Below are 17,991 nucleotides of genomic sequence, written 5' to 3' on the forward strand. Positions count from 1 at the left end.
CATGGACCTTGTTATAGCCCGGCCCGAAGGCCTCTACTGCCCCGCCGGGGATTTCTACATCGACCCCTGGCGCCCGGTGGAGCGCTCGGTGATCACCCACGCCCACGGCGATCACGCCCGCACCGGCAACCAACATTACCTGGCCGCCGCCCCCGGCGAAGGGATCCTGCGTTCGCGCCTGGGCCAGGACATCAACCTGCAAACCCTGGCCTACGGCGAAACCCTGCGCCATCACGGCGTCACCTTGAGTTTTCACCCCGCCGGCCACGTGCTCGGTTCAGCCCAGGTGCGCCTGGAATACCAGGGCGAAGTCTGGGTCGCCTCCGGTGACTATAAAGTCGAGCCCGACGGCACCTGCGCACCGTTCGAACCGGTGCGCTGCCATACGTTTATCACCGAGTCGACCTTTGGCCTGCCGATCTATCGCTGGCAGCCCCAGGCGCAGATTTTTGCCGGGATCAACGACTGGTGGCAGGCGAATATCGCCGCCGGCAAAGCCAGCGTGTTGTTCTGTTATTCCTTCGGCAAGGCTCAGCGAATCCTCCACGGCATCGACGCCAGCATCGGCCCGATCCTCAGCCATGGCGCGGTCGAGCCGCTGAACCGGGTGTACCGTGAAGCCGGCATCTACATCCCCGAAACCCTCTACGCCGGTGATTTCAAAAAGACTGATCCCCTGCTGCGCCAAGCCCTGATCATCGCCCCGCCCTCGGCCGGTGGCAGTACCTGGATGCGCCGTTTCGGCGACTACAGCGACGCCTTCGCCAGCGGCTGGATGCGCCTGCGCGGCACCCGGCGGCGACGCGGGGTGGATCGCGGCTTTGTGCTCTCGGACCATGCCGATTGGCCCGGGCTGTTGTGGGCCATTGAGCAAACCGGCGCAGAACGAGTGATGGTCACCCACGGATCTGTAGGTGTGTTGGTCCGGCACCTGCGGGAAAAAGGCCTGGATGCCCAGGGCTTCACCACCGAATACGGCGATGACGAAGAGGAAGCCGCGTCATGAAAGCCTTCGCCGAGCTGTACGCCAACCTCGACGCCACCACCTCCAGCAATGCCAAGCTCGCCGCCTTGCAGGCCTATTTCCTACAGGCGCCAGCGGAAGATGCCGCGTGGGCGGTGTACTTTTATCCGGCGGGCGGCCACGGCAACTGGTGCCCACCCGTTTGCTGCGAGACATGGCCACCGAAGCCGCTGGCATTGAGCCGTGGTTGTTCGAAGAGAGTTATCAGTCGGTAGGCGATCTGGCGGAAACCATTTCCCTGCTGTTACCGGAATCGCCCCACACCTCTGATGACGGCCTGGCGGTGTGGCTGGAAGAAAAACTCCTGCCCCTGCGTGGCCTGCCGCCCGAAGAATTGGCCGAACGCCTGCCCGCGTTGTGGGCACAACTGGATCAACCGAGCCTGATGCTGTGCATCAAGCTGATCACCGGCAGTTTTCGGGTCGGCGTGTCGAAGTTGCTGGTCACCCGCGCCCTCGCCGCCATGGCCGGGCTGGACAGCAAGCGCGTGGCCCAGCGCCTGGTGGGCTACACCGACCTGTCCAATCGCCCGACCGCCGAAGGCTATCTGAAGCTGATTGCCGCTGAATCGTCCGACGAACACGCACAACGTGGCGGACAGCCTTATCCGTTTTTTCTCGCCCATGCTTTGGCCCAACCTGCGGAGCAGTTCGATGCCTTGCTCGGCGCCCCCGCAGACTGGCAAGTGGAATGGAAGTGGGACGGCATCCGCGCACAACTGGTCAAGCGCGAAGGCCGCTTGTGGGTCTGGTCCCGGGGCGAAGAACTGGTCACCGACCGCTTCCCGGAGCTGCATGACCTGGTGCACAGCCTGCCCGACGGCACGGTGATCGACGGCGAAATCGTGGTGTGGAAAGGCTCGGTACAACCCTTCGCCCTGCTGCAACAGCGCATCGGCCGCAAAACCCTGAGCAAGAAAATCCTCGAAGACGCACCGGTCGCAGTGCTGGCCTATGACCTGCTGGAACACCACGGCGACGACTGGCGCAACCACACCCAGGCCGAACGCCGGGCGCAACTGGAGCGGGTAATCAGCGATTGCGATCAGCCGACGTTGCAGGCTTCGCCATTGCTGACCGGCGACAGCTGGCAGGCATTGGCGCAGCAGCGTGAGGCGTCCCGCAGCCTGGGGGTGGAAGGCATGATGCTCAAGGCGCGGGAGGGACTCTATGGCGTGGGCCGCACCAAGGACATGGGCGTGTGGTGGAAGTGGAAAGTCGACCCGTTCAGCGTCGACGCGGTGTTGATCTATGCCCAGCGCGGCCATGGCCGGCGCGCCAGCCTGTACAGCGACTACACCTTCGCCGTGTGGGACGGCCCGCCCGGCAGCGAACGTACGCTGGTGCCGTTCGCCAAGGCCTATTCCGGGCTGACTGACGAAGAAATGCGCAAGGTCGATGCAATTATCCGCAAGACCACGGTGGAGAAGTTCGGCCCGGTGAGCAGTGTGACGCCGAGTCTGGTGTTCGAGCTGGGCTTCGAGGGGATTGCGCTGTCCAAGCGGCACAAGAGCGGGATTGCGGTGCGTTTTCCGAGGATGTTGCGGTGGCGGCAGGATAAATCCGTGGATGAGGCAGACAACCTGGCCACGCTGCAAAATCTGCTGGCCTGACCCAAGCCCTTGTAGGAGCTGGCTTGCCAGCGATGGCGTCCGCAAGATCACTGCCTCATTCAGGAAACAATCGCCGGCAAGCCGGCTCCTACAGGTAACTGCGCCGCCTCACATTGGTGCATTCAATTTTTCATGCCCATTTTCGGGCATTTCCTACCGACACAACTTCTTAATCTCACCTTTTAAAACGACCATTCGGAACTATGGTGCAGAAATTGCTACTTGAGTCAGGTCTGACACCGTTCAGTAACAGTCCTAACCGCGCCACAAGCGCTTATCTTGGTTTCCAGGGATTACATAATGAAAAAAGCATTGCTGACCCTTTCTGCACTGGCTCTGTGCATGGCCGCCGGTTCCGCGCTGGCCAAGGAATACAAGGAATTGCGTTTTGGTGTCGATCCGTCCTACGCCCCGTTTGAGTCAAAAGCCGCTGACGGCAGCCTGGTGGGCTTCGATATCGACCTGGGCAATGCCATCTGTGCCGAGCTGAAGGTCAAGTGCAAATGGGTCGAAAGTGATTTCGACGGCATGATTCCAGGCCTCAATGCCAACAAGTTTGATGGCGTGATTTCGTCCATGACGGTCACCACAGCCCGTGAAAAGGCGATCGACTTCTCCAACGAGCTGTTCTCCGGCCCTACATCCCTGGTGTTCAAAAAGGGCGCGAACTACTCCACGCCTGAGTCCCTGAAGGGCAAAAGCGTGGGCTACGAGCAAGGCACCATCCAGGAAGCCTACGCCAAGGCCGTACTGGACAAGGCCGGTGTGACCACCAAGGCCTACGCCAACCAGGACCAGGTGTATGCCGACCTGACGTCCGGCCGTCTGGACGCTTCCGTACAGGACATGCTGCAAGCCGAACTGGGCTTTTTGAAGTCGCCAGCCGGTGCTGACTACGAAGTCAGCAAGGCCATCGACGACCCACTGCTGCCCTCCAAAACTGCGGTCGGTATCAAAAAAGGTAACAAAGACCTCAAGGCCTTGTTGGATAAAGGTATCAAAGCGTTACACGATGATGGCACCTACGCCACCATCCAGAAGAAACACTTTGGCGATCTGAACCTGTACAGCGGCAAATAATGCCTGGGGCGCCCTTCCTCTGGAGGGGCGCTTTTTTATCGCCATAGGTCCTGATTTATGTTCGAAGATCTTTTGCAAACCCTGGGGCTCAGTGCCTTTAGCTTGAAGGGTTTCGGCCCGCTGTTGCTGCAAGGCACCTGGATGACCATCAAGTTGTCGGTGTTTTCCCTGGCCGTCAGCGTGTTGCTGGGCTTGCTCGGGGCTACCGCCAAACTGTCCAGCCTGCCGTTCCTGCGGATTCCCGCGCAGATCTACACCACCTTGATTCGCGGCGTGCCCGACCTGGTGCTGATGCTGCTGATTTTCTACAGCCTGCAAATCTGGCTGACCGGCTTTACCGACTTTATGGAATGGGACTACATCGAGATCGACCCATTCAGCGCCGGGGTCATCACCCTGGGCTTTATCTACGGTGCGTATTTCACCGAGACCTTTCGCGGCGCGATCCTCGCCGTGCCCCGTGGCCAATTGGAGGCTGCCACGGCCTACGGGCTCACGCGCGGCCAGCGGTTTCGCTTCGTGACCTTCCCGCAGATGATGCGTTTCGCCCTGCCGGGCATCGGCAATAACTGGATGGTGATGCTCAAGGCCACGGCACTGGTGTCGATCATCGGCCTGGCCGACCTGGTCAAGGCCGCGCAGGATGCCGGCAAGAGTACTTATCAACTGTTCTATTTCCTGGTGATCGCCGCGTTTATCTACCTGTTGATCACCAGCGCGTCCAACTTCGTCCTGCGCCGCCTCGAACGGCGCTACTCCGCAGGCTCCCGGGAGGCAGTGCGATGATCGAACTGATTCAACAATACTGGCGCCCCTTCCTTTATAGCGACGGCCAGCACATTACCGGGCTGGCCATGACGATGTGGCTGCTCAGCGCCTCGATCTTCATCGGCTTCTTGGTATCGATCCCGCTGTCCATTGCCCGGGTGTCGCGCAATCGCTGGGTACGCTGGCCGGTGCAGTTCTACACCTACCTGTTTCGCGGCACGCCGCTGTATATCCAGTTGCTGATTTGCTACACCGGGATCTACAGCATCGCGGCGGTTCGCGCGCAGCCGGTGCTGGACGCGTTCTTTCGTGATGCGATGAACTGCACGATTCTCGCCTTCGCCCTCAACACCTGCGCCTACACCACGGAGATTTTCGCCGGGACGATCCGCAGCATGGCCCATGGTGAAGTCGAAGCGGCTAAAGCCTACGGCCTGAGCGGCTGGAAGTTGTACGCCTACGTGATCATGCCGTCGGCCCTGCGTCGCTCGCTGCCGTACTACAGTAATGAAGTCATCCTGATGCTGCACTCGACGACGGTGGCCTTCACCGCGACGATCCCGGATATCCTGAAAGTCGCCCGGGACGCCAACTCGGCCACCTACATGACGTTTCAATCATTCGGTATCGCTGCGCTGATCTACCTGACCGTGACCTTTGCCCTGGTCGGTCTGTTTCGTCTGGCGGAGCGCCGCTGGCTGGCCTTTCTCGGGCCCAGCCACTAAGGAGCCTTCATGCGTCATCAGATTCATCCACTTGTGGCGCCGGTGCCGGGCACGGCGCGACAAATCCACAGTTTTCACTTCGGGCCGGAACAGGCTGAAGGCAAGATCTACATCCAGTCGTCGCTGCATGCCGACGAATTGCCGGGCATGCTGGTGGCCTGGCACTTGAAGGCGCGCCTGACACAACTGGCCGCCGCCGGCCGCCTGCGCAGCGAGATCGTGCTGGTACCCATCGCCAACCCGACCGGCCTGGAACAGGTGTTGATGGACATCCCCCTGGGCCGCTATGAGCTGGAAAGCGGGCAGAACTTCAATCGCCTGTTTGTCGACCTGAGCGAGGACGTGGGTAATCAGGTCGAAGAGCTGCTGGGGGATGATCCGCAGCACAATGTCGAGCTGATCCGCGATGCCCTGACCCTGGCCCTTGCGGCACAAACACCGGTCACGCAACTGGAATCCCAGCGCCTGGCACTGCAACGCCTGGCGTGTGATGCCGACATGGTGCTGGACCTGCACTGCGACTTCGAAGCCGTGGCGCACCTGTACACCACCCCCGAGGCCTGGCCCCGGGTGGAGCCGTTGGCGCGCTATATCGGGTCGGAAGCCAGCCTGTTGGCCACCGACTCCGGCGGGCAGTCGTTCGATGAGTGTTTCACCCTGGTGTGGTGGCAATTGCAGCAGCGGTTTGGCGAGCGCTTCCCGATCCCGATGGGCAGTTTTTCGGTGACCGTCGAGTTGCGCGGCCAGGGCGACGTCAACCACGGCCTGGCCAGCCTCGACTGCCAGGCGATCATCGATTACCTGATTCACTTCGGCGCGATCAGCGGCGAGCCTGCACCGCTGCCGGAACTGCCCTACCCCGCCACACCGCTGGCGGGCGTCGAGCCGGTGACCACGCCCATGGGCGGCTTGCTGGTGTTCAGCGCCCTGCCTGGGGAATACGTGGAGGCCGGGCAACTGATCGCCGAAATCATCGACCCCATTTCTGACCGCGTAACGCCGGTGCATTGCCGCAATGCCGGCCTGCTCTACGCCCGTTCGCTGCGGCGCATGGCCACTGCCGGGATGGTCATCGCCCATGTCGCAGGCCTTGAAGCCTATCGCAGCGGCTACCTACTTTCGCCTTGAGGATGCATGCCCCATGTACAAATTGACCGTTGAAGGCCTGCATAAAAGCTATGGCGACAATGAGGTGCTCAAAGGTGTCTCGCTCAAGGCCAAGACCGGTGATGTGATCAGCTTGATCGGCGCCAGCGGCTCGGGCAAAAGCACCTTTTTGCGCTGCATCAACTTTCTTGAACAGCCGAACGATGGGGCCATGACGCTGGATGGCCAGCAGATTCGTATGGTCAGCGACCGCCATGGGATGCGCGTGGCGGATGACGCTGAGTTGCAGCGCCTGCGTACGCGGTTGGCGATGGTGTTTCAGCATTTCAACTTGTGGAGCCACATGAGTGTGCTGGAGAACATCACCATGGCTCCGCGCCGGGTACTGGGTTGCAGCAAGAAGGACGCCGAGGACCGGGCTCGTCGTTACCTGGACAAGGTTGGGCTGCCGGCGCGGGTGGCGGGTCAATACCCGGCGTTTCTGTCGGGTGGCCAGCAACAGCGGGTAGCGATTGCCCGGGCGCTGGCGATGGAGCCGGAGGTGATGCTGTTTGACGAGCCGACTTCGGCGCTGGACCCGGAATTGGTGGGTGAGGTGTTGAAGGTGATCCAGGGTTTGGCTGAGGAGGGCCGGACGATGATCATGGTGACCCATGAGATGAGCTTTGCCCGAAAGGTGTCGAGCCAGGTGCTGTTTTTGCACAAGGGGTTGGTGGAGGAACAGGGTGCGCCGGAGGATGTGCTGGGTAATCCGAAGAGCGAGCGGTTGCAGCAGTTTTTGAGTGGGAATTTGAAGTAGGGTTGGGGGCATATCCGTTATTTCGGTAACGGCCGCTTAGGGTTCCGCTCTTACAGCGGCTCACTTTTGAACAGCGCAAAAGTAAGCAAAACGCTCTTGCCCCACCACTCGGCACCTCGCTAAGGCTCGGTGTGCCCGCACTCCGGCATTACTACGCGGGCCGCCGCGACGGGGCGTCCCTGCCCCGTCGCGGCTAAACCGGCGTCCTGCCGGTTTACCCGCTCCGTACTACCTGCGTTCGGCCAGCGTGGTTTAACGGGGCGCCTAAGATCAAGATCAAAAGCAGATCAACAGCACAGCGGCCTACAGGCCGGCTTGAGTGGTGTGAAGCAAAGGCAAAATCAAAATCAAAATCAAAATCTAAAGCGGGCACGATCCCCTGTAGGAGCTGGCTTGCCGGCGATGCAGACAACTCGGTACATCAGACACACCGAGGTGATGCCATCGCCGGCAAGCCGGCTCCTACAGAAAAGCAGCTCTGCTTTCGCTTTGGCTTTTGCTGTGGCGTCTACCACTCAAGCCGGCCGGTAGGCCGCTGTGCTCTTGCTTTTGATCTTGATCTGGCCCTGACTGCCCCAATAAGCCCGAGGCCGAACGCAGGGATTGAGGAGCGGGTAAACCGGCAGGACGCCGGTTTAGCCGCGACGGGGCAGGGACGCCCCGTCGCGGCGGCCCGCGGAGCAATGCCGGAGTGAGGGAACACCGAGCCACAGCGAGGTGCCGACAGGCGGGGCAGAGCGTTTTGGTTACTTTGCCGCTTTTGCAAAGTGACTCGCTGTAAGAGCGAAACCATAAGCGGCCGTTACCGCAGCAACGGATATACCCCCAACATTCGTTAAACCTTTCCCCCAACAAAGGTCTCTGAAATACCCCCCAGAGCCCCAAGCATGGCCAAATCCAGCAACTTCGCCAAAGACTGGTTCACCGCCAAAAACTGGAAACCGTTCGCCTTCCAGAAAGACGTATGGCACGCAGTCAAGGAAGGCCAGTCGGGACTGCTCCACGCCAGCACCGGCGCCGGGAAAACCTACGCACTGTGGTTCGCCGCCCTCAACCGCCTCGCCATCACCGAAACCACTCCACGCAAACGCAAAGCCCCCGCCGAACCGCTGACGGTCCTGTGGATAACCCCCATGCGCGCCCTGGCTGCCGACACCGCCCGTGCCCTGGAAGCACCGCTCCAACCCCTGAACATCCCCTGGACCGTCGGCCTGCGCACCGGCGACACCAGCAGCAGCGAACGCGCCCGACAAAGCCGCCGCCTGCCCAGCACCCTGATCACCACCCCGGAAAGCCTCACGCTGATGCTCGCCCGCGCCGACAGCGAGGTCAGCCTGTCCCATCTGCGCATGGTGGTAGTGGACGAATGGCACGAACTGATCGGCAACAAACGCGGCGTGCAACTACAACTCGCCCTTGCCCGCCTGCGGCAATGGCATCCCGAACTGATTGTGTGGGGCATTTCCGCAACCCTGGGTAACCAGGCCCACGCGCTGGAGGTGTTGATCCCACAGGGCGGCGGGATCAACGTGCAGGGGCAAACCACCAAGCGGTTGCAGGTCGATACGCTGTTGCCACCGGTGATCGAGCGATTTCCCTGGGCCGGCCATATCGGCCTGAAGATGCTGCCGCAAGTGGTGGCCGAGGTCGACGCCAGCAGCAGTTGCCTGGTGTTTACCAACACCCGCGCGCAATCGGAAATCTGGTACCAGGCGTTGCTCGACGCTCGTCCCGACTGGGCCGGGTTGATTGCCCTGCACCATGGTTCGCTGTCCCGTGAAACCCGGGACTGGGTGGAGCGCGCCTTGAAGGACGGTCAACTGAAGGCGGTGGTGTGTACGTCGAGCCTGGACCTGGGGGTGGATTTTCTGCCGGTGGAACGGGTGCTGCAGATTGGCTCGGCCAAGGGCGTGGCGCGCCTGATGCAGCGCGCCGGGCGCTCCGGCCATGCGCCAGGCCGGCCGTCACGGGTCACGCTGGTGCCAACCCACAGCCTGGAGCTGGTGGAGGCCGCTGCCGCGCAGGACGCCATCGCTGAACGACGTATCGAGGCCCGCCAGTCGCCGCACAAGCCTTTGGATGTGCTGGTGCAGCACCTGGTGAGCATGGCTCTGGGCGGCGGCTTTGTGCCGGCTGAGCTGCTGGCGGAGGTGCGTACCGCTTGGGCCTATCGCGACCTGAGCGACGAGGATTGGGCCTGGGCCCTGGGTTTCGTGCGCCATGGCGGGCTGTCGCTGACGGCCTACCCGGATTACCGTCGGGTCGAGCCGGACGAGCACGGCATCTGGCGCGTCCCCGATGCGCGGCTGGCGCGGCGCCATCGCATGAGTGTGGGGACGATCGTCAGCGATGCCAGCATCCAGTTGAAATTCTGGAGCAAGGGCGGCGGTGGCAAGACCCTGGGCAGTGTCGAGGAAGGTTTTATTGCGCGGTTGAAGCCGGGGGATGGCTTCCTGTTCGCCGGGCGCTTGCTGGAATTGGTGCGGGTGGAAAACATGACCGCTTATGTGAAGCGCAGTACCGCGAAAAAAGCTGCCGTACCGCGCTGGAACGGCGGGCGCATGCCACTTTCCAACGAGCTGGCCCAGGCAGTGGTCGAGCGCTTTGATGCGGCCGCCCACGGGCATTTCCTCGGCCCGGAGATGCAGGCGGTGCAACCGTTGCTGGAAACCCAGCTGCGCTGGTCGGGCCTGCCGACCCGTGAACATTTGCTGGCCGAGGCGCTCAAGTCCCGGGAAGGCTGGCACCTGTTTCTGTATCCGTTCGCCGGTCGCCAGGTGCATCTGGGGTTGGCGAGCCTGCTGGCCTGGCGAGTCAGCAGGCAACAGGCGGTGACGTTTTCGATTGCGGTCAATGACTATGGGCTGGAGTTGCTGAGCGCGACCGAGGTGGATTGGCCTGCGATATTGAGCGGGGAATTGCTGAGTGCGGATCATCTGCTGGATGACGTGGCAGCCAGCCTGAATGCCGGTGAACTGGCGCTGCGACGCTTTCGCGAGATCGCGCGCATCGCCGGGCTGGTATTTGCCGGCTATCCCGGGGCACCGAAAAGTACCCGCCAGGTCCAGGCGTCCAGCGGTTTGTTCTTTGAAGTGTTCAAGCAATACGATCCGCAGAACCTGTTGCTGACCCAAGCCGGGGAAGAAGTCCTGCGCGAAGAGCTGGATATTCGTCGGCTGGAAGAGACGTTGCGCCACTTGTCGGGGTTGAAACTGGACCTGCATCCAATCAAACGGCCTACGCCACTGGCCTTTCCACTGCTGGTGGAGCGTTTTCGGGAAAGCCTCAGCTCGGAAAAACTCTCGGAGCGTATTGCACGGATGGTCAAGGACCTGGAAAAAGTCGCCGATAACGGGAAGCACTGATGCCCGCTCATTACCCGCTACATCTGGCAGGCGAAGCGCTGTGGTTGCTGGCGGACAAGGCAGTCTATTGGCCCGCGAGAAAGTGCCTGCTGATCGCCGATGCGCACTTTGGCAAGGCGTCGGCCTATCGCAGCCTGGGCCAGCCGGTGCCGCAGGGCACGACGACGGACAATCTGCAACGCCTGGACCGGCTGTTGGCAGCCTATCCGTGCGAGCAGGTAGTCTTTCTCGGCGACTTTCTCCACGGGCCCGGCTCTCACGCCAGCGGCACCCTGAACGCCCTGAGAGCCTGGCGGGAGCGTCATTCAGCTCTGGCGCTGAAGCTGATTCGGGGTAACCACGACAAGCGTGCTGGCGACCCGCCTGGCGATCTGAACATTGAGGTGGTAACCGAACCCCTGCTGATGGGGCCGTTTGCGTTGCAGCACGAACCGGACGCTCATGCCAGCCACCACGTACTGGCCGGGCACGTACACCCGGTGTATCGCCTGCGGGGCAAGGGTCGGCAAAGCTTGCGCCTGCCGTGCTTCCGGCTCGGAACCCGGGTCAGCCTTTTGCCGGCGTTCGGCGCATTTACCGGGGGTTATTCAGTCACCCTGGAAGAAGGCAGCCAGGTCTTTGTGGTCGGCGACCATGAAGTATGGCCAGTGCGTTGAGCCACTGACCATCGGGCACGGCTGCAGGAAATCAGGCCACTGGGGCGGGAGGCGGTTCGTCAGGGAGGGTGGGCTCACCGGGTTCTTCAGGCTGGTTGGGCCAGGGATCATCGGGGCCGGGCTGGCCGGGAATGCCGCCAGCGGCGGGATCGGCCATCAGGGACCAGGCCATGACACCAATCTGATTGGGTTCAAGCCGGGCGAGTTCGGCGCTGATTCGCGGATCGAGCTTCATAAGGGACTCCTCAAGCGTGGCCCGGCGCGTTGTGCACGCGTCGGGGCAGTACACCCAATAGAGTGCCTGCCCGCTGACAAATTCCCTTAGCCTGTAAGACGATTCGATCAGGTGCGTGGGAGAGTGACGCCGCGCTGGCCCTGATACTTGCCGCCACGGTCTTTATAGGACACTTCGCACTCTTCGTCGGATTCGAAGAACAGCATCTGTGCCACGCCTTCGTTGGCGTAGATTTTTGCCGGCAAGGTGGTGGTGTTGGAGAATTCCAGGGTCACGTGCCCTTCCCATTCCGGCTCCAGCGGCGTCACGTTGACGATGATGCCGCAGCGCGCGTAGGTGCTTTTGCCCAGGCAGATGGTCAGGACGTTGCGCGGGATGCGGAAGAACTCGACGGTGCGCGCCAGGGCAAAGGAGTTTGGCGGAATGATGCAAACGTCGCTTTTAACATCGACGAAGCTTTTTTCGTCGAAGTTTTTCGGATCGACGGTCGCCGAGTTGATGTTGGTGAACACCTTGAACTCATCGGCGCAGCGCACATCGTAGCCGTAGCTGGAAACCCCGAACGAGATCAGCCGCTCAGCGCCTTCACCGCGCATCTGGCGCTCCACGAAGGGCTCGATCATGCCGTGCTCTTGCGCCATGCGGCGAATCCACTTGTCCGATTTGATGCTCATGGCGGGTGTCCTGAATAGCGAGGTGAAAAAATTCTGTTGGGCATCTTACCGGGGCTGGCCCCGTGGTTCAAAGGGGCGACTGTTTTTCTTGGTGCCGCGCAGCCCCTGCTGGGCGGGGCGCACCTTCAATTGCGGGGCGTTGGTGCGGTATCAGGCTGCCGCCAGTCACGAAAATAGAGAAACCTTCGGAAATACCATTGGCACGTTCCGGAAAAAGGGTTAAGGTGGCGCCACTGTGCTGCTTGTGTCACTGAGAATCTCTACACGATATGTTGAATTTCGATCCAACCATCTCCAAGAATTTTTCCTGCTCTTTGCACTCAGTCTCGGCCAGGGCTTTTCCTGAGTCGCAGTTAACTTTGTCCAAGGAGATACACCATGTCTAATCGCCAAACTGGTACCGTTAAGTGGTTCAACGATGAAAAAGGCTTCGGCTTCATCACTCCACAATCCGGTGACGACCTGTTCGTTCACTTCAAAGCTATCCAATCCGACGGCTTCAAAAGCCTGAAAGAAGGCCAACAGGTTTCTTTCATCGCTACCCGCGGTCAGAAAGGCATGCAAGCTGAAGAAGTTCAAGTTATCTAACTTGTACTGATTTAGTCGAAAAGCCCCGCCCTCAAAAGCGGGGCTTTTTTGTGCCTGCTCGTTTCCACGCACCGCATGGGAATGATCGCTACGCACAAAAAAATGTGGGAGCGGGCTTGCTCGCGAATGCGCCGGATCAGTCAGTACATCTGTCGACTGACACTGCGCATTCGCGAGCAAGCCCGCTCCCACATTCCGTCTTGCGTCGTTTACTGGAACAACGACTCACTCGACAGGCCATTCTTCTCCAGGATCTCGCGCAAGCGCTTGAGGCCCTCTACCTGGATCTGCCGCACCCGCTCGCGGGTCAGGCCAATCTCCAGGCCAACATCTTCAAGGGTGCTGCTTTCGTGGCCGCGCAGCCCGAAGCGGCGAATCACCACCTCACGCTGTTTGTCCGTCAGCTCCGAAAGCCACTGGTCGATGCTTTGCGACAGATCGTCGTCCTGCAGCAACTCACAAGGGTCCGTAGGACGATCATCGGTCAGGGTGTCCAGCAGGGTTTTATCCGAATCCGGACCCAGCGAGACATCGACTGAAGACACCCGCTCATTGAGACCGAGCATACGCTTGACCTCTCCCACCGGTTTTTCCAGCAGGTTGGCGATTTCTTCAGGCGAGGGTTCATGATCGAGTTTTTGTGTCAGCTCACGCGCCGCCCGCAGGTAGACGTTGAGCTCCTTGACCACATGGATCGGCAGCCGGATCGTTCGGGTCTGATTCATGATCGCCCGTTCGATGGTTTGACGAATCCACCAGGTGGCATAGGTTGAAAAGCGGAAACCCCGCTCAGGATCGAACTTCTCCACCGCCCGGATCAGGCCGAGATTGCCTTCCTCGATCAAGTCCAACAGGGACAGCCCACGATTGACGTAGCGTCGGGCGATTTTCACCACCAGCCGCAGGTTGCTTTCAATCATGCGCTTGCGCCCAGCCGGATCGCCCTTTTGCGACAAGCGCGCAAAATGGACTTCTTCTTCGGGGGTGAGCAGAGGGGAAAAGCCGATTTCATTGAGGTACAGCTGGGTCGCATCGAGCGCCCGTGTGTAATCAATGTATTTGTGTTGCTTTAACGCGGAGGAGTTTTTGGACTTGGTGCGAACTGAAGGTACAGCAGGTCCCTCATTCGACATCGATTCCGTATCGATGACAGTCTCCATAAGGAGAACCTCATCGTCGATGTCAAACTCCGGCGCTTCTTTACTGAGAGCCATTGTTATAGTCCTTTGGTGAGTTCGACCTCAAGCTCAAGCGACGCCTTTATCCTTGGCAACGCTGGAGCCTGTTCCTTCTACGTGAGGGAACAGGCTGGCAACACATCAACGACGGGGTAGGAATTGCAGCGGATCAACAGGCTTCCCTTGGCGGCGAATCTCAAAGTGCAGTTTCACCCGGTCTGTACCAGTTGACCCCATTTCGGCAATTGTCTGTCCGACTTTGACCTGCTGCCCCTCCCGAACCAACAGCCTGCGGTTATGACCGTAGGCACTGACGTAGGTATCGCTGTGTTTGATGATGACCAGCTCGCCGTAGCCCCGTAAACCACTCCCGGCGTACACCACTGTCCCATCAGACGCAGCTAAAACAGGCTGTCCCAAATCTCCGGCGATATCAATGCCTTTATTCAAACTACCGTTTGAAGAGAATTTTCCAATAAGGATGCCGTTTGAAGGCCATCCCCAACCGGTCGGTGCCGGCCCCGCAGGCGGCAGTGGCGCAGGTGCCGGTTTGCTCGCAACGCCAGGCGCAGCGGTGCCTGCAGGCCGGGTGATGATCGTCGTCTTGCTCGAAGAAGACGGCGACGAAGCCGTATTTGTGACCACGGCGGTCGGTGCTGAACCGGTTCGCCCGTCGAAACGGATGGTCTGGCCCGGATGTATCGTATACGGCACAGGAATATTGTTACGAGCTGCGAGCGCCTTGTAATCCCACCCATAACGGAAGGCAATCGAGAACATCGTATCGCCCTTGCGTACGACGTATTGCCCGGTGGTCACGGTAGGTTTTTGCGGTGCCGCATTATTGCGGTCGACCACTCGGGCACCACCGGATGGCGTGCTTGAGCAAGCCGCCAGCAAGGAACTCAAGACAAGGCCAATCACCAGTCGCTGAAAGCTTGTTTGACTCATACGCTGTGCAATGACCGTGAGACTCACCCGCCGCTCCCTTTGTGGTGGCTGACTATGAACGCCTGTATCAGGCTTGAAATATGACGCAAGTATAACTGGCCGTTGGGTTTTTACTGGAAACACGATTCTAAAGAAATTTTCATCGTGTTTAATTGCAACGGCTAATCAGGTTGACTCTATAGACCCCGCTGTAAGACACATACCCGGCAATAGAATTCAGTACGCAGGAATAATTGATCAGGCCAGCGGACCGTTAAGCAGCGGGACGAAGCGCACGGCACCGAGCACGTGCCGGGAAAAGCCTTCTTCCTCGCGAATGATCAACATTAATTGTTGCACTTCGCCGGAGCCCACCGGGATCACCAGGCGCCCGCCGGGGGCCAGTTGATCGAGCAAGGCCTGGGGCACGTCGGTCGCCACGGCGGTGACGATGATGCCGTTATACGGCGCCAGTGCCGGCCAGCCTTCCCAGCCATCGCCCCAGCGGAACACCACGTTGCGCAGGTTCAACTCCACCAGGCGTTCCTTGGCCCGGTCCTGCAGCACCTTGATGCGTTCGACGGAAAACACCCGCTCCACCAGTTGCGACAACACAGCCGTCTGGTAGCCGGAGCCGGTGCCGATTTCCAGCACCTTGTCCAGCGGGCCCGCCGCCAGCAGCAACTCACTCATCCGCGCCACCATATAAGGCTGGGAGATGGTCTGGTTGTGGCCGATCGGCAGCGCCGTGTCTTCATAGGCGCGGTGAGCCAGGGCTTCATCGACAAACAGATGCCGCGGGGTACGCCGGATGACTTCCAGCACCTGGGCGTTGGACAGCCCCTCTTCGTAGAGGCGCTGGATCAAACGCTCACGGGTGCGCTGGGAAGTCATCCCGATGCCCCGGCGCAGCAGGTCGTCTTGTTCACGAGCCATCAGCGCAGCCCCTCCAGCCAGCCATCGAGGTTACTGAAGGCATCACTGAAGGTGCGATCGAGTTGCAACGGGGTAATCGAGACATAACCTTGCATCACCGCATGAAAGTCCGTGCCCTCGCCACCGTCCTCGGCATCGCCGGCGGCGGCGATCCAATAACCTTCCTTGCCACGCGGGTCGACCACCTTCATCGGCGCTGCCGCGCGGGAGCGGTGGCCCAGGCGAGTCAGCTGGATGCCGCGAATGTGGTCGAGGGGCAGATTGGGGATATTGACGTTGAGCACCGTACGCGGCGGCAACACCAGGGAGTCATGGGCTTCCACCAGCTTGCGGGCGAAATACGCCGCGGTCGCCAGGTTGTCCAATTGACGGGAGGCAAACGAAAAGGCGAACGAGGTCCGCCCAAGGAAGCGCCCTTCAAGGGCAGCTGCCACGGTGCCGGAATACAGCACGTCATCCCCCAGGTTGGCCCCCAGGTTGATCCCGGAAACCACCAGGTCCGGTTCGCGGTCCAGCAGGCTGTTGATTGCCAGGTGCACGCAATCCGTCGGCGTGCCGTTCACGCTGATAAAGCCGTTGGGCAACGTCTGTACGTGCAAAGGACGGTCGAGCGTCAGCGAGCTGCTGGCGCCGCTTTTGTCCTGGTCCGGGGCAACCACCACGCACTCGGCGTAATCCGCCAGCGCAGCATGAAGCGCGGCAAGGCCGGGTGCGGTGACCCCGTCGTCGTTAGATATCAGAATACGCATGGGCTGTCCGTCTGCCCCACCGGCACCAGATCTACAAGCTCGCGCACCAATACAGTAGCGAAGCATCCAGCCGGCAGGACGAATTCCAATTGCAGAATGTCAGACTCGGGATAATGCCACGTCAACCCGCCAATGGGCAGTCGAAGAATGCGACGTTCCTGGGTCATGCCGGCATTCACCAGCCAATCCCGCAGGTCGGCTTCACCATCGGCGATCGCCTGCTCCAACGCAAAGGTTGCCCCCGACGCCGGCGAATCCCCTTCACCCCATTGGGGGCCGGTGGGATGCAGGTCGAGAATGGCCAGGCGCGGGTCGCTGCATTCCGCCTCCCCGCCGGGAAAAAGCTGCGGCTGTCGGTAAACGCCAGCAAGTCGCCAACCTGGGCGCGCTGCCAGGAACCGTCGGCCACCCGGGCCGCCAACACTTTGTTGAATAGAAAGCTGCGCGCCGTCGAGAGCAGGCGCGAACGCACATTGCGCTGCTCCGGCAAGGCCTTGCGCGCGGCCCAGTCGCGGGCATCAACGACGTTGCCGCCGTTATGACCGAAACGCTGGGCGCCGAAATAGTTGGGGATGCCTTGCCTGGCGATCAGTTGCAGGCGTGCGTCGATGGCCGCGGCATCGCCGGCAAACTGGGTCAGGCGCAAGGTGAAGCCGTTGGCCGAATGGGCACCGCGCTGCAGCTTGCGCTTGTGGCGGCCGGTCTTGAGGATCTTCAGGGTCTCGTTTTCCGCCCCGCTCAGGTCCGGATCCGCCTTGCCCGGCAACTGCACGCTGAACCACTGGCGGGTCAGCGCCTGGCGATCCTTCAGCCCGGCGTAGCTGACGGTGCGCAATGGCACGCCCGCCGCCTTGGCAATCCGCCGCGCCGCTTCCTCGGTATTCAGGCCGCGCTTTTCCACCCACAACCACAGGTGTTCACCTTCGCCGCTCAGCGGGATGTCCAGCACTTCATCCACCTGGAAGTCTTCGGCGGTGGCCTTCAGAACAGCGCTGCCCAAGGCCTCGCCATAGGCCCGCGGGCCCAGCAGTTGCAGATCATTCATGCGCGCAGCAACAAGGCAACGGAGTGCACGGCAATGCCCTCTTCGCGACCGGTAAACCCGAGCTTTTCGGTGGTGGTGGCTTTTACGTTCACTTGATCCAACTCAACTTGGAGATCCGCGGCAATCAGCGCGCGCATCGATTCGATATGCGGGGCCATTTTCGGCGCCTGGGCAACGATGGTGTTGTCGACGTTGCCGACTTTCCAGCCCTTGGCGTGGATCAAACCGACCACATGACGCAGCAGCACGCGGCTGTCCGCGCCCTTGAACGTCGGGTCGGTGTCCGGAAAATGCTTGCCGATGTCGCCCAACGCAGCCGCGCCGAGCAAGGCATCGCTCAAGGCATGCAGCACCACGTCGCCGTCGGAATGAGCCAGCAACCCATGGTGGTGTGCGATCCGCACGCCGCCCAGGGTGATGAAATCGCCTTCGGCGAAACGGTGCACATCATAGCCGTGGCCAATACGCATAAAAAAACGCCCCGATTTAATTCAGGGCGTGATTCTACCTACTTTTGCTT

At 60.8% G+C, this 17,991-nt stretch carries 16 protein-coding genes and 2 pseudogenes; 10 read left to right on the plus strand and 8 right to left on the minus strand.

What is annotated here, in order from left to right; genetic code table 11:
- Position 1 precedes the first annotated feature (1 nt).
- From JFV30_RS01025 to pdeM, 9 genes and pseudogenes are all read left to right on the plus strand, one after another.
- On the plus strand, positions 2-1,006 hold the full coding sequence (locus JFV30_RS01025; RefSeq protein ID WP_201121561.1) for a ligase-associated DNA damage response exonuclease: 1,005 nt from the start codon (positions 2-4) through the stop codon (positions 1,004-1,006).
- A pseudogene (locus JFV30_RS01030) lies at positions 1,003-2,636 on the plus strand (ATP-dependent DNA ligase). The gene JFV30_RS01025 and the pseudogene JFV30_RS01030 overlap by 4 nt, the downstream one beginning before the upstream one ends.
- Before the next feature lie 300 nt (positions 2,637-2,936).
- The gene (locus JFV30_RS01035; RefSeq protein ID WP_010176727.1) at positions 2,937-3,716 is read left to right on the plus strand and encodes a transporter substrate-binding domain-containing protein; all 780 of its coding nucleotides are present in this window, start codon (positions 2,937-2,939) and stop codon (positions 3,714-3,716) included.
- Between the two features lie 57 nt (positions 3,717-3,773).
- Complete coding sequence (locus JFV30_RS01040; RefSeq protein ID WP_010176728.1) at positions 3,774-4,502, plus strand: ABC transporter permease; 729 nt, start codon at positions 3,774-3,776, stop codon at positions 4,500-4,502.
- Positions 4,499-5,209 (plus strand): ABC transporter permease, encoded by a 711-nt coding sequence (locus JFV30_RS01045; protein WP_201121562.1) that lies wholly within the window; start codon positions 4,499-4,501, stop codon positions 5,207-5,209. The genes JFV30_RS01040 and JFV30_RS01045 overlap by 4 nt, the downstream gene beginning before the upstream one ends.
- A gap of 9 nt (positions 5,210-5,218) precedes the next feature.
- Positions 5,219-6,337: a succinylglutamate desuccinylase/aspartoacylase family protein gene (locus JFV30_RS01050; RefSeq protein WP_201121563.1), complete on the plus strand. Its 1,119-nt coding sequence runs from the start codon at positions 5,219-5,221 to the stop codon at positions 6,335-6,337.
- A gap of 13 nt (positions 6,338-6,350) precedes the next feature.
- A complete protein-coding gene (locus JFV30_RS01055) occupies positions 6,351-7,115 on the plus strand; it encodes an ABC transporter ATP-binding protein (RefSeq protein ID WP_003209529.1) in 765 nt (254 codons plus the stop codon).
- 887 nt (positions 7,116-8,002) lie between these two features.
- Positions 8,003-10,480 (plus strand): ligase-associated DNA damage response DEXH box helicase, encoded by a 2,478-nt coding sequence (locus JFV30_RS01060; protein ID WP_201121564.1) that lies wholly within the window; start codon positions 8,003-8,005, stop codon positions 10,478-10,480.
- Entirely contained in the window at positions 10,480-11,136 is a 657-nt protein-coding gene (gene pdeM / locus JFV30_RS01065; protein WP_201121565.1) for a ligase-associated DNA damage response endonuclease PdeM, read from the plus strand. The genes JFV30_RS01060 and pdeM overlap by 1 nt, the downstream gene beginning before the upstream one ends.
- A 31-nt stretch (positions 11,137-11,167) precedes the next feature.
- Here the strand turns inward: pdeM and JFV30_RS01070 are convergent, their stop codons facing one another.
- Together JFV30_RS01070 and dcd are read right to left on the minus strand one after the other, a co-directional pair.
- The gene (locus tag JFV30_RS01070) at positions 11,168-11,371 is read right to left on the minus strand and encodes a hypothetical protein (RefSeq protein WP_003219272.1); all 204 of its coding nucleotides are present in this window, start codon (positions 11,369-11,371) and stop codon (positions 11,168-11,170) included.
- A 107-nt stretch (positions 11,372-11,478) separates the two neighbouring features.
- A complete protein-coding gene (dcd, locus tag JFV30_RS01075; protein ID WP_003219273.1) occupies positions 11,479-12,045 on the minus strand; it encodes a dCTP deaminase in 567 nt (188 codons plus the stop codon).
- A gap of 378 nt (positions 12,046-12,423) precedes the next feature.
- Here dcd and JFV30_RS01080 point away from each other — a divergent pair, with 378 nt between their 5' ends.
- Positions 12,424-12,633: a cold-shock protein gene (locus JFV30_RS01080; protein ID WP_002554837.1), complete on the plus strand. Its 210-nt coding sequence runs from the start codon at positions 12,424-12,426 to the stop codon at positions 12,631-12,633.
- Positions 12,634-12,842: 209 nt separating this feature from the next.
- Here JFV30_RS01080 and rpoS read toward each other — a convergent pair whose 3' ends face one another.
- The 6 genes and pseudogenes from rpoS to ispF all read right to left on the minus strand — a co-directional run bounded on the left by rpoS (position 12,843) and on the right by ispF (position 17,941).
- Complete coding sequence (gene rpoS, locus JFV30_RS01085; protein WP_010176734.1) at positions 12,843-13,847, minus strand: RNA polymerase sigma factor RpoS; 1,005 nt, start codon at positions 13,845-13,847, stop codon at positions 12,843-12,845.
- A gap of 105 nt (positions 13,848-13,952) precedes the next feature.
- On the minus strand, positions 13,953-14,789 hold the full coding sequence (locus JFV30_RS01090) for a peptidoglycan DD-metalloendopeptidase family protein (RefSeq protein WP_201121566.1): 837 nt from the start codon (positions 14,787-14,789) through the stop codon (positions 13,953-13,955).
- A gap of 210 nt (positions 14,790-14,999) precedes the next feature.
- Positions 15,000-15,635, minus strand: a complete 636-nt coding sequence (locus tag JFV30_RS01095; RefSeq protein WP_010176736.1) for a protein-L-isoaspartate(D-aspartate) O-methyltransferase — start codon at positions 15,633-15,635, stop codon at positions 15,000-15,002.
- A gap of 41 nt (positions 15,636-15,676) precedes the next feature.
- Positions 15,677-16,426 (minus strand): 5'/3'-nucleotidase SurE, encoded by a 750-nt coding sequence (surE, locus tag JFV30_RS01100; protein ID WP_201121567.1) that lies wholly within the window; start codon positions 16,424-16,426, stop codon positions 15,677-15,679.
- Positions 16,414-17,471, minus strand: a pseudogene (truD, locus tag JFV30_RS01105) (tRNA pseudouridine(13) synthase TruD). Before truD ends, surE begins: the two are co-directional and overlap by 13 nt.
- Positions 17,468-17,941: a 2-C-methyl-D-erythritol 2,4-cyclodiphosphate synthase gene (ispF, locus tag JFV30_RS01110; RefSeq protein WP_010176739.1), complete on the minus strand. Its 474-nt coding sequence runs from the start codon at positions 17,939-17,941 to the stop codon at positions 17,468-17,470. The pseudogene truD and the gene ispF overlap by 4 nt, the downstream one beginning before the upstream one ends.
- Positions 17,942-17,991: the final 50 nt, after the last annotated feature.

The sequence above is a fragment of the Pseudomonas sp. TH32 genome, assembly GCF_016650855.1.
GTDB lineage: Bacteria > Pseudomonadota > Gammaproteobacteria > Pseudomonadales > Pseudomonadaceae > Aquipseudomonas.